The 12,507-nt window shown below is 30.1% G+C and carries 10 protein-coding genes and 2 pseudogenes; 6 read left to right on the top strand and 6 right to left on the bottom strand.

What is annotated here, in order from left to right:
- Positions 1–7: 7 nt before the first annotated feature.
- The 6 genes and pseudogenes from mnmE to AGR56_RS14595 all read left to right on the top strand — a co-directional run bounded on the left by mnmE (position 8) and on the right by AGR56_RS14595 (position 8,130).
- Positions 8–1,387, top strand: coding sequence for a tRNA uridine-5-carboxymethylaminomethyl(34) synthesis GTPase MnmE (mnmE, locus tag AGR56_RS14620; RefSeq protein ID WP_053242842.1), 1,380 nt, complete (start codon positions 8–10; stop codon positions 1,385–1,387).
- Between the two features lie 8 nt (positions 1,388–1,395).
- Positions 1,396–3,275 (top strand): annotated as a pseudogene (gene mnmG, locus AGR56_RS14615) (tRNA uridine-5-carboxymethylaminomethyl(34) synthesis enzyme MnmG).
- A gap of 116 nt (positions 3,276–3,391) precedes the next feature.
- Positions 3,392–4,111: a 16S rRNA (guanine(527)-N(7))-methyltransferase RsmG gene (rsmG, locus tag AGR56_RS14610; protein WP_053242841.1), complete on the top strand. Its 720-nt coding sequence runs from the start codon at positions 3,392–3,394 to the stop codon at positions 4,109–4,111.
- A 181-nt stretch (positions 4,112–4,292) separates the two neighbouring features.
- Positions 4,293–5,081, top strand: a complete 789-nt coding sequence (locus tag AGR56_RS14605) for a ParB/RepB/Spo0J family partition protein (RefSeq protein WP_198150094.1) — start codon at positions 4,293–4,295, stop codon at positions 5,079–5,081.
- Positions 5,082–5,859: 778 nt separating this feature from the next.
- Positions 5,860–6,556, top strand: a pseudogene (locus tag AGR56_RS14600) (response regulator transcription factor).
- Between the two features lie 5 nt (positions 6,557–6,561).
- Positions 6,562–8,130, top strand: coding sequence for a HAMP domain-containing sensor histidine kinase (locus AGR56_RS14595; protein WP_242851469.1), 1,569 nt, complete (start codon positions 6,562–6,564; stop codon positions 8,128–8,130).
- 244 nt (positions 8,131–8,374) lie between these two features.
- Here the strand turns inward: AGR56_RS14595 and AGR56_RS14590 are convergent, their stop codons facing one another.
- The 6 genes from AGR56_RS14590 to AGR56_RS14570 all read right to left on the bottom strand — a co-directional run bounded on the left by AGR56_RS14590 (position 8,375) and on the right by AGR56_RS14570 (position 12,383).
- Positions 8,375–8,605: an SdpI family protein gene (locus AGR56_RS14590; protein WP_053242839.1), complete on the bottom strand. Its 231-nt coding sequence runs from the start codon at positions 8,603–8,605 to the stop codon at positions 8,375–8,377.
- Between the two features lie 147 nt (positions 8,606–8,752).
- Entirely contained in the window at positions 8,753–9,097 is a 345-nt protein-coding gene (locus AGR56_RS14585; RefSeq protein ID WP_053242838.1) for a hypothetical protein, read from the bottom strand.
- A gap of 693 nt (positions 9,098–9,790) precedes the next feature.
- Positions 9,791–10,078, bottom strand: coding sequence for an aspartate/glutamate racemase family protein (locus tag AGR56_RS23510; RefSeq protein WP_347460487.1), 288 nt, complete (start codon positions 10,076–10,078; stop codon positions 9,791–9,793).
- Positions 10,053–10,487, bottom strand: a complete 435-nt coding sequence (locus tag AGR56_RS23505; protein ID WP_347460486.1) for an amino acid racemase — start codon at positions 10,485–10,487, stop codon at positions 10,053–10,055. Before AGR56_RS23505 ends, AGR56_RS23510 begins: the two co-directional genes overlap by 26 nt.
- Before the next feature lie 256 nt (positions 10,488–10,743).
- Positions 10,744–11,502: a PLP-dependent aminotransferase family protein gene (locus tag AGR56_RS14575; RefSeq protein ID WP_053242837.1), complete on the bottom strand. Its 759-nt coding sequence runs from the start codon at positions 11,500–11,502 to the stop codon at positions 10,744–10,746.
- Positions 11,503–11,723: 221 nt separating this feature from the next.
- On the bottom strand, positions 11,724–12,383 hold the full coding sequence (locus AGR56_RS14570) for a hypothetical protein (RefSeq protein ID WP_053242836.1): 660 nt from the start codon (positions 12,381–12,383) through the stop codon (positions 11,724–11,726).
- Positions 12,384–12,507: the final 124 nt, after the last annotated feature.

Here is a 12,507-nt window from a genome sequence, read left to right as displayed (position 1 = left end):
TAAATATATGAAAGAATTTGATACTATAGCGGCAATATCCACAGCAGTAGGAAGTAGTGGTATTTCTATAATAAGAGTTTCAGGAGACAAAGCATTAAATATAGTTGATAAGATATTTATGTCTAAAAGTAATAGAAGTATAAAGGATATGAATTCTTATACAATGAGGTATGGAAGTATAGTAAGCTTGGAAGATAGAAGTATAATAGACGAAGTTATAGTTAGCTACATGAAGGGACCTAAGAGTTTTACAGCAGAGGATGTAGTTGAAATAAATTGCCATGGAGGAGCATATCCTACAAAAAGTGTATTAGAAGAGGTATTAAAGAGCGGAGCTAGAATTGCAGAACCTGGGGAATTTTCTAAAAGAGCTTTTTTAAATGGAAGAGTTGACTTAAGTCAAGCAGAAGCTATTATGGATATCATAAATTCAAAAACTGAAATAAGTATGAAATCGGCAGTTGAACAGTCTAAGGGAAAGATTTCCTCGGAAATAACTAAATTAAGAGATAATTTATTAGAAATGATAGCCCATATAGAGGCTACGGTGGATTATCCAGAAGATGACCTTGAAGAGATGACGGGGGAAAAAGTTTCAAAAGAACTAAGGGATATTTTAAGTGAAATAAATAGATTAATAGATACAGCTGATGAAGGCAAGATTTTAAGAGAAGGACTTAACACAGTAATTGTAGGTAAGCCTAATGTGGGTAAGTCATCGCTTCTTAATTTGTTGTTAAAAGAAAAAAGGGCAATAGTTACAGATATACCCGGTACTACACGTGATGTTATTGAAGAATATATAAATATTTCAGGTGTACCCATAAAAATAGTCGATACTGCAGGCATAAGAGAAACTGATGATGAAGTTGAAAAAATAGGAGTTGAAAAATCTAAAGAAAAAATAGAAGATGCAGATTTAATAATCTTTATGGTGGATTCTAGTAAAGAAATTGATTCTGAGGATATAAAAATAATTAATGAGATTAAATACAAAAAATATATTGTTTTACTAAATAAATGTGATTTAAATGAAAAAATGGATAAAAATATATTCAAAGATTTGAATAGAGAATATATTATAGAATTTTCCACTAAAACAGGTCAAGGATTAGATGCACTTAAAAACTTAATCAAAGAATTATTTTTTAAGGGAGATATAAGTTCGAAGGAACTTATAATTACAAATTCAAGACATAAAGAAGCCTTAATAAATGCAAGGGAAAGTTGCGAGGCTGCTTTAAATGCATTGAAAAATACAGATGCAATAGATTTAGCGTCTATTGACATTAGAAATGCTTGGACATATCTTGGAGAAATTACTGGAGATACTTTGGAAGAAGATTTAATAGATAAGATATTTAAAAATTTTTGTTTAGGAAAATAGGTGATAATATGGTAAAATACTTTTCTGATGAATATGATGTTATAGTAATAGGTGCCGGACATGCAGGATGCGAGGCAGGACTTGCTGCGGCAAGAATGGGATGCAAAACATTAATGTGCACTATGAATCTTGATAGTGTTGCTATGATGCCATGCAATCCGAATGTAGGAGGAACAGCTAAAGGGCATCTTGTAAGAGAACTAGATGCTCTTGGTGGTGAGATGGCAAGGAATATAGATAAGACTTTTATTCAATCAAGAATGCTTAATTTATCAAAGGGACCTGCAGTTCATTCATTAAGAGCTCAAGCTGATAAGGAAAAATATTCAATAACTATGAGACAAACAATTGAAGGGCAAGAAAATTTATATTTAAGGCAAATAGAAGTTGTGAGTATAGATATAGAAAATGGTAAGGTTAAGGGAGTACTTACTAAAAATGGCGCGTACTTTTCTACAAAGACTGTAATTCTTGCTACTGGTACTTACTTGAAGGCAAGAATTATAATTGGAGAGGTAAATTATAGCGGAGGACCAAGTGGCTTATTCCCTGCAAATGAATTATCTGATTCTTTGATTAAAGCTGGAATAAAATTAAGAAGATTTAAAACTGGAACACCAGCAAGAATAAATAAAAGAAGTGTGGATTTTTCTAAAATGTCAGAACAAAAAGGCGATGAAAGAATAACTCCATTTTCATTTATGAATGAAAAGCTTGAAAGAGATCAAATATCATGCTACTTGACATACACAAATGATAATACCCACAAAGTTATAAGAGACAATATAGATAGATCTCCTTTATATAATGGATCAATAAAAAGTGTTGGCCCTAGGTATTGCCCATCAATAGAAGATAAGGTTATGAGATTTCCAGACAAGAAGCAGCATCAGGTGTTTATAGAACCAGAAGGTGAAAATATCAATGAGTTATATGTAGGTGGAATGTCGAGTTCACTTCCAGAGGAAGTACAAATCAGAATGTTAAGAACTGTTTCAGGGCTAGAAAATGTCGAAATTCTCAAAACAGCATATGCTATAGAATATGATTCAATTGATCCTATGCAATTGAGACTTTCATTAGAATTTAAAAATGTTGATGGTTTGTTTGGAGCTGGACAATTTAATGGAAGCTCAGGATATGAGGAAGCAGCTGCACAAGGTATAATGCAGGTATAAATGCAGCATTAAAGGTAGAAGGTAAGAAGCCTTTAATATTAAGTAGAGCTGATGCATATATAGGCGTTCTAATAGATGACTTAGTTACGAAGGGAACAAATGAACCTTATAGGATGATGACTTCAAGGGCTGAGTATAGACTTATTTTAAGACAGGATAATGCTGATTTAAGGCTTACTGAAATAGGAAGAAAAATAGGACTTGTTAAAGATGACAGGTATAATAAGTTTTTAAATAGGAAAAACCAAATAGAGAATGAAATTGAAAGATTAAAATCTATTCAGATTACAAATAAAAGGGAAGTAAATGAGTTTCTTGAAAGTTTAAGTTCTACTACCCTAAAAAAGCCAATTTCTTTATATGAATTAATTAAGAGACCAGAACTTGACTATAGAAAAGTGTTTAACTTAGATACAGAAAGAAATAAATTATTAGATGATGTTATAGATGAAATTGATATAATGGTAAAATATGAAGGATATATAGAAAAGCAGATGGAACAAGTAGAACAATTTAAAAAGTTTGAAAAAAGGTTAATACCTTCAGAAATAGACTATAATGATGTTAAAAACTTGAGAACAGAAGCTATTCAAAAGTTATCCAAAGCTAGACCGGTTAACTTAGGTCAAGCATCTAGAATTTCTGGTGTTTCTCCATCTGATATTTCTGTGCTTATGATATATGTAGAACAACTTTCAAGAAAAAGGTAAGTTTAAGCTATTATTTAAAGGAATATTGATAAGAAAAAGGAAGCTTTATTTAAATAAGTGTAAGAATCGACACTTATTTAAATAAAGCCTAAATTTAAAATATATGGAGGAAAAATATGCAATATTTTGATATAATAAAAATGGAATGTGAAAATATTGGCTTAGAAATAAATGAAGAAAAGTATAATAAATTTATTAAATATAAGGATTTAATGAAAGAATGGAATGAAAAAGTAAATCTCACTGCTATTACTGACGATAAAGAGATTATAATTAAACATTTTGTTGATTCAATAAAGGCTTTTGAGTTTAAAGGTTTAGATGCTTCTATTAAAATTATAGATGTTGGTACAGGAGCTGGACTTCCTGGTATCCCTATCAAAATTATGAATGATAAAGCAGAAGTTGTGCTTTTGGATTCACTTCAAAAAAGAATTAATTTCTTAAATGAAATTATAGATCAGCTTAAATTAGATGGAATAAAAACAATTCATGGTAGAGCAGAAGACTTTGGAGCTGATTTAAATTATAGAGAGAAATTTGATGTTGCAATCTCAAGAGCAGTAGCAAATATGGCAGTATTAGCTGAGTTTTGCATGCCATTTGTAAAAAAGAATGGATATTTTATTGCATTAAAAGGACCTGCTGTTGAAGAAGAAATAAGTGAAGCAAAGAAGGCAATTAGTGTACTTGGAGGAAAAATAGAAGATATCATTCAGGTTAGTTTTCAAGATAGCGACCTAAAGCATAATTTAGTTATAATTAAAAAGATTAAATGTACACCAAAACAATATCCTAGGCGTGCGGGAACAGTAAATAAAAAGCCAATTAAATAAAGTAGATTATACATTCAAAAATATAAGCCAGTGATAAAACTAACTATGGTGAAACCAGTATAGGTTTATGCGTCAATAATTAAAAAGCGTAGACAAGGCTATGTGATATTAGTTGAATTAGTTTTACTGTATGATGCTAAACTGATTTTTTATATAAATTAGCGTTAAAGGAATGATTTTTATTATGGATAATATTGTATACATATCAACCGATAGTATATATTCAAATGCATATCAACCAAGAAAGTATTTTAACGAAAATGCATTAAATGAATTAGCACAATCAATAAAAGCTTATGGAATAATACAACCGATTACGGTTAGAAAAGCACCAGATGATAGGTATGAACTTGTTGCTGGTGAAAGAAGATTAAAGGCTGCAAGAATTATTGGATTAAGAGAAGTACCATCGATAGTTATAGATATAACAAACAAGCAATCGGCAGCAATTGCTTTGCTTGAAAATTTACAAAGAGAAGATTTAAATTACATGGAAGAAGCTGAAGCTTATTATAATCTAATTAAAGAACACGGATATACTCAAGAAAAGCTTGCAGAAGGGATAGGAAAGAAGCAGTCAACTATAGCTAATAAATTAAGATTGCTAAAATTAAGTGCAAAAGTTGTAGAACTTCTTCTAAAAAATAACTTAACTGAAAGACATGCAAGAGCATTGCTGAAACTAAATGATGAAAGTATGCAGTTAGATATAGTTAAAATCGTTATAAAAAAGGGCTTAAATGTAAAAAAGACTGAAGAATTAGTAAAAAATAAATTGGAAGAAATTCATGATAAGGAAAACAATATAGGAGAAGACGGTAAAAAGAGAATTAAGGGGGTTTTTAGTCCTAAAATTTATATTAATACTATAAAGCAAGTTTTTGATAAATACGGAATTGATGCAAAATACAGATCAAAAGAATTGGATGATAAAATAGAAGTAACAGTAGTAATATCAAAAAAAGTTTAATTGCATCTGTTTTGTTTAAGATGTTTCACGTGAAACATTACCAGAGTGCAAAGCTATACCAGAGATGTTTAAAAAGTCAATATTATGGGGGCTTTACAATTATATTATGATATTTATAAGGCTAGATTTTAAGGGAATGCTGATAAAGATTTATGTCGTTAATGAAATTTGGCATATAATATTAACATTTTTGGGTAAAGTCTTTAATAGTACGTTTAAATTGAAGAGGGATAAGTATGCCCTCTTCAATTTTATTAGCAAGTAGCTTAACAGCTAAAATAATTAGGAATTATTTTCCATTGTTCGTATTTTTCAATGGATTTTTTATGATACCTATTTTTATTAATAATTTTTTTTATAAAAACTTATTGACTTTTACTAGCTGGTCTATACCTATATTAAACTGGCTCTGCCATAATTTATGCCTGCATCTCTTTCATGCTTTTATTCTATAATAAACGCTCTCTACAAATCTCCGCAGAATTGTGGCAAAATTGAGGTATAATCATTTTTTAAATGATAGTTTAATTTGTTCATGGTAAACTATAACTAGTAGTACGAAACCACCTGAATTTTTTAATCTACAATTTTTTTGTAGGCTTACAAGTAATAAAAAAACTAAGAGTGCAGAGTATAAAGTACAGAATAGAGTGAATGATGATTTTTAAAGATTTAGCGTCAGCCTTAAATTCTAAAATTTTTTCTGCCACAGTAGAAAATTAACCTTCACTCTACTCTCTACTCTTTACTCTCTACTCTAACTTTAGGGAGTGTTAATGTGGATAAGAAACTAATTTATATTGCTGATGATGAAACTAACATTCGAAATATTATAAAGTCCTTTCTCTTAAAAGAAGGCTTTGAAGTAGAAACCTTTGATGATGGAAGTGCTTTATTTGAAGCTTTCAATAGGAAACCAGCAGATATGCTTGTAATAGATATAATGATGCCCAATATGGATGGATATTCTCTTTGTTCACTTGTACGTCAAAAAAAGTTCGGTACCAATAATAATAGTATCTGCAAAAGATACTGAACCAGACAAAATAGCAGGACTTACTCTTGGAAGCGATGACTATCTTACAAAACCATTTAGCCCAATGGAACTCATAGCAAGAATTAAAAGTATTTTTAGAAGAATAGAACTTGACAATTCTAACAGTACCGAAACTAAAAATTTAAGTATTTCAGATGTTACGATAAATCCAGACTTAAAACAAGTTGAATTTAACGGTGCCGATATCGGTCTTACAAAAATGGAGTTTGAGGTTGTATACTATCTTACAATCAATAAAAACAGAGCCGTGAGCAGAAGTGAACTTTTAGACAAAATATGGGGATTTGAAAATGAAGTTGAAACTAGAGCCACCGATGATGCTATAAAGAGAATAAGAAAGAAACTTTCTGATGCAGGATCCAATTTAAAAATTGAAACAGTTTGGGGATTTGGCTTTAAAATTCAAGACAAGGGGTGATACAAATGAAAAGACGTACAATTAATAAAAAAATTTGTGATTATAATCTTCTAGCAAGAATAAGCAGAAATACAATAAAGGGAAGAATTTTCAAATACAACCTTGCTGTAATATTACTTCTAATTACCATTACAACTATAACCTTTAACGTTGCTATTCGTTTGTATATTCAAAAAGAAATTATTGGTCAATTAAACAAATTAGCAACCAGTGTAGAAGGAGCAGCTCTTGAACATGGTCCAGATTTTTTTAAACCAGATGATAACAATCACACACCACCAAACCTTTTACCTAGGCATGCTACTATACCAGAAACTTCTTCTGAAGTCACTAAAAATTCTACCTCTACCAAAAATAATGATCTTTTTAGATATTATTTTATGCTTGACAGATCTTTAAGAAAACCTCTTTCTGTTTTAAGCGCTGACTTTATACTGATTGATAAAAATAAAAATGCAATAAATCCATCTACCGAGGAAAGTAATAAAATACCTAGCGATTTACTTTCTAAGCTTAAAAGTGAAATTGATACTTCATCAAGTAAAAGCTACAAAAGCTCAATAAGATTTTCTGTATCTGGAACAGACTATGTTGCTATAGTAAGACCAGTGTCCGATAAAAATACCTTTGGTCTTGGATGGATAATTATTTATTCAAGCGTTCAAAAGATAAATCAGCTTCAATTTTGGATAAATATTATACTTTTAATCATTTTAATTATTTCAGCCTTAATTACAGTTATATTTTCTTCTCGTATAGCAAAAAAAATATCAGAGCCATTTTCTTCTTTAAATGAACATATACGCTCTATTGCAGAAAGAAACTTTGGTGAAAAAATTGATTTACCTGTAGATTATGAACTTAGTGAACTTGTTAACGGTATAAATATAATGTCCGAAAAACTAGAAATTTATGATAAAGCTCAAAAAACTTTTCTTCAAAATGTGTCCCATGAATTTAGAACGCCTCTCATGTCTATCCAAAGCTATGCTGAAGGAATAAAATACGAGGTAGTTGATGGAAATTCTGCTGCAGATATTATAATAGGTGAATCAAAGCGCCTAACTCATCTTGTTGAGGATTTGCTTTATCTGTCAAGACTTGACTCTATAGAAGAAAATTACAATTATACTGAAATTGATTTTATAGAGCTCATAAACAGCTGTGCAGAACGTTTAAATGCTATTGCCCTTAAAAGCAACATAAAAATTTCGGTCAATAATCTAAATAAGGATATTATTATATATTCTGATGAAGAAAAACTTTCAAGAGCACTTACTAATATAATAAGTAACTCCATAAGGTACGCAAGTTCAAGTATTACTGTAGTCTCAAACATCAACTTTGATAATAAACTTGACATAACAATTTCTGATGATGGTCCAGGATTTGATGAAAAAGACCTACCTCATATATTTGATAGGTTCTATAAAGGTAAGAAAGGTAAATTTGGTCTTGGTTTATCTATAAGCAAAAACATTATTGAAAAACTTCATGGTACTATTACTGCTGGGAATGGAGAAACAGGAGCATTATTTTCAATAGAAATTCCAATAAAATGCAATTCTAATTAACACTACAAAATATGAAACAAGACTTTTGGTGTATTTTATAATACGTCAAAGGTCCTTAATTTTAATCTACATGAGAGATTAGAAATATACCCTAATTTTTCCTCTTTCCTTTTTCTGCAGCTAAAAATAACAAGTGTGCAATTATATATAAAATTATAAAAATAATAATGTTTTCAATGCTTAGGACTGTATAATCCCAGAAGTACAGTGTTAAAAATACTAAGATATATATATCATTTACAAATCACTTTTTTCTACTGCCATCTTTATTAAAAATTTTAAATAAATGTTTTTCGTCGGTAACAAGCATAATTACAACACCTATTAATAAAAATATCATTTGCGCAACTAAACCATTAACAATTAGCGGCTGAAGAGCTGCCCAAATGCCAAAAATACCGTTAGCAATTCTAAGTATTATCATGCTGTATCCACCATACTTTTGCGCTGTATCCCAAGTATCTTGATTTTTCATTGAAAAAAGATGTCCTATACCCATATATAGATAGACAAGCTGAAAGATTAAAATTGCTAATACCAAGCTTATCCATACAAACTGGAAGTTGACTCAGTTTATCTATATCAGCCAGTCCTTAGCCTTAACAAAATCATTAAAAAAATTCTATTCAAATTTTACTTTATAATTACAAAATATCTTTTTCATAATCTTTAAGGATTTTCTATCAGCTCCAACAAAAGAAACTTTTCTAACACTACCAGTAAAACTTGCATCAATCAAATTTTCAATAATTAAGATTCCTAGAACTTTTGTTATTTGCGTTTGATTTAAATTGATTGCTATAGCTGATGGAGATGAATGTTTTTTTATTGTTTTCATATCATCTAAAAATTTACTTTCAACAACATCAGTAAAATCATAAAGTGAATCCAAATTTTTTATCCAAATATATCCGTTATTATGAGCTATAGAAAATGATTTTCTAACTATTAAATCTTCCTTTAACATTTTAAAATACCATTATTGATAAGCTTTAACGCATCTGATATATGCAGATCAATTTGTACAATTCTCGTTTTCACCACTCCTTATGACTTATGCTCAGGATATTCAAATTCAACTACAATTCTATAAGTTTTTCAAAATTTATTTATAATTATTTTCGTATATAACTTTTCCATCCTTGTCCAATCCTTTTAATGAAATTATTTTGTACTTATGTAAATTATTTTCCAAACAAAATATAAACATTTTATCTGAAGTAATTTTATATTTCATTGTATTCTTTTTTTATTATCTTGAAATTGTAAACTTACTGATTTTATATTGGAATCATTTACATATCCAAAAACTGGTGCGACATGTTCCTAAGTGAAAAGCCTAGGCACTTCTTAAAATAAGGAGTGAACTAAACACACAAGAAGTCAAATGAAAGAGTAACGTCTGGAAAGGCTTCCTTTAATACAAGGTATTAATAAAATACTGCAAATGATAATAATTGCTCTCCTAAGTATTTTCAATTTAACTTCCTCATCACAATAATTTTCCAATAAGGTCCATATAGTGCAACTATATACTATATTGCAGTAAAACTTTTTTAATAAAAACAATGAATATAGGGCGAAAATCTTGAAAGTTCTTAACATTTTAAAAAATAGTCTCTTTAGATTTATAACTTTTATTTAACATTCCGAAACACTATTACTTTGCAATCGCAAATTCTACTGCAGAAACCCCGTGTATTGTTGTCGTATCAAAAACCGGAATTAAAACATCCTTTTGCTTTATTAATAACGGTATTTCTGTGCATCCAAGCACTACTCCTTCAGCACCTTTTACTTGCAATTTGCCTATTATTTCTTTATATTTCTCTCTTGAAGTATCCTTTAATATACCTTTGCAAAGTTCTTCATAAATAATTTTATGGACAATTTCCCTATCGGTTTCCTCTGGAATAATTACATCAATATTGAACTTGTCCTTTAGCACCTTTTTTATAAAAATCCTGCTCCATGGTAAATTTAGTTCCAAGAAGCCCAACCTTTTTAAGTCCCTTTTCAATTATTTTTTCTCCTGTTACTTCTGCTATATGTAGAACCTTTGTTCCAGCTTCTATTTCTATATCTTCTGCCATTTTATGCATAGTATTAGTACATATTACAATAAAATCTGCTCCTGCACTTTTAAGAGCTTTAGCCGCAGCAACCATAATATCAGTTAGTTCCTTCCACTTACCTTGATGTTGCAATAATTCTATTTCTTCAAAATCTACGGAATACATTATGCACTTTGCAGAGTGAAGGTCACCTAACTTTAACTTAACAGTTTCATTTATGATTTTATAATATTCAAGTGAGGATTCCCAGCTCATTCCCCCAATTAGTCCAATTGTCTTCAATTAAAACATCTCCTTTAAACTATCGCTTAATCGCTTCATACCTAAAGTTATCTCTTCATTTTGTGGATAAGTAAAATCCACCTTGAGGCTTATAGAATTGTATTTTTTCAAAATTATTATTCAATTCTTTAATCATTAAATCCCTTTTTAACCTGTATTCACTTCTTATTTTTTTAATATGTTTTTCATAGTAGCCTTGTCTCAAAAACTCGCACACCATGTACTGACTTAAGGTATTTACATGTAAATCAGTTAGCTATTTAAATAAACTTAATTTATTTATTACCCTCTCCGGCGCAGCTATCCATCCAACTCTCAAACCTAGTGATATAGTCTTTGAAAATGTACTTAAATATATAACATAATTATTTTTATCCAGTGCTTTTAACGGTGGCAGTTCTTCACCCTCATATCTTATTTCTCCATAAGGATCATCTTCAATTACAGGGATACCATACTTTTCAATAGCTTTTATAAGCTCATATCTTCTTTTCAAACTCATAGTAATTCCAGTTGAATTTTGAAAGTTTGGAATGGTATATATGAATTTAGGATTAAATTTTTTTATTAAATATTCTAGTACATCAAGCCTGATTCCATTTTCATCAAGAGGAACACCTATAACTTTGGCTTTTAACATTTGAAATAATTGAAGTGCTCCAAAGAAAGTAGGCTCTTCCACTAAAATTACATCATCAGGATTTACAAAAGTTCTTACAATCAAATCTAACCCCTGCTGAGAGCCTGATGTAACCATTATATTCTCGGTTGATACCCTAACTTCTCTGTTTATCATTAACTTTTTAATTTCCGAAGCAATAAGTCCGTCTGCCTTAAGCTCTTGATAGGCTTTAACTACTGTGCTTCTATTGACCTCCAAGGTTTTTGCAAGTTCTCTTTCTGATGGCAGCACATAAGCTTTGGGCAGCATTTTAGAATAAATCATATCCCTTATTTGATTTTTAATTTGAATATATACAGAAATTTTACTATTCCTTTTAATACTAATGTTCATATAATCACTCACTTGCAAATGGTTTATCTTTATATTATATCAATTAAAACAATATAAAAACCTCCAATTTAATATTTTAATATCGCCATCCATTAAAGTTATAGTTAAACCTAGTAATTGCTATAAAAAACTCTTTTTAAAAATATATAATTTAGATATAAAGTATTTGGTTGAATTAAAGGAGTAGAGCTTTCTTCACTCTACCCCTTATAAAAGTTATTTTAACTACATGGTGTAGGAATAGTTTGGCTTGTAGAAACTCGCAGCACTCTTATTATGCCTGTTCTTGTTCTTCCAGTAAGCCGCATAGCTACTCCATTACCACTTGCAACTATAATCCAATGGGCATATCTAACGCTAACTGGCTTGTCATTACTATAAAGTCTACAATATCTATTAACTCCATTTGTCCAGTACAGGAAAACTCCATTTTTAATATCGCGCCCTGCTCCTTCGTTAAAATAAACACCTACCGGGGTACCAGTCCTAGCAATAAGGGAACCAGAAGCCGGATGCATAACACAACCTAAATTAGAAGGAGATGGTATAGGCTGAGTTCTTCTTACTTCTGCAATCATTCCAATTGCAAGGTTTTCAAGACAAGGTGTGGTTGTTCCTGTTCTAAATCTCCAATGCCTTAAAATCACCTGAACAAGAGTACCATGTGCTGGATTTATGCTGCTATAATAATGGTATACTCCATTTCTCCTATACAAAGCAGCATAAAAAACTCCATTATGAACACAATAGCACGCACCTTGATTGTTTGAATATAGGCATCTATCACTTTGGTTACATGTGCTATGACCTAATCCGGGATTTCTATATAAAACTCCAACAGGATTTCCTCTATGAATTATAGGAGGAACAATTATAGCCATAACAATTACTCCTTTGCAAATTTTATCTTTAGAAATAAATTTAATTTCTCAATTCATTTATATGATACTGCGCTATTAATTTGTGAATTGTTTTTCATAATAGTCATTCTATTTTTTCATTTTT

This window comes from Clostridium sp. DMHC 10 (genome assembly GCF_001270375.1).
Lineage (GTDB): Bacteria > Bacillota > Clostridia > Clostridiales > Clostridiaceae > Clostridium_S > Clostridium_S guangxiense.
The sequence above is the reverse complement of the archived record's forward strand: the minus strand, read 5'-3'. Positions and strand labels throughout refer to the sequence as shown.

Coding starts and splice junctions, on each gene's coding strand:
- mnmE (WP_053242842.1), top strand. CDS start 8: ATGAAAGAATTTGATACTATAGCGGCAATATCCACAGCAGTAGGAAGT.
- rsmG (WP_053242841.1), top strand. CDS start 3,392: ATGCAATATTTTGATATAATAAAAATGGAATGTGAAAATATTGGCTTA.
- AGR56_RS14595 (WP_242851469.1), top strand. CDS start 6,562: ATGAAAAGACGTACAATTAATAAAAAAATTTGTGATTATAATCTTCTA.
- AGR56_RS14590 (WP_053242839.1), bottom strand. CDS start 8,605: ATGAAAAATCAAGATACTTGGGATACAGCGCAAAAGTATGGTGGATAC.
- AGR56_RS14585 (WP_053242838.1), bottom strand. CDS start 9,097: ATGTTAAAGGAAGATTTAATAGTTAGAAAATCATTTTCTATAGCTCAT.
- AGR56_RS14575 (WP_053242837.1), bottom strand. CDS start 11,502: ATGAACATTAGTATTAAAAGGAATAGTAAAATTTCTGTATATATTCAA.
- AGR56_RS14570 (WP_053242836.1), bottom strand. CDS start 12,383: ATGGCTATAATTGTTCCTCCTATAATTCATAGAGGAAATCCTGTTGGA.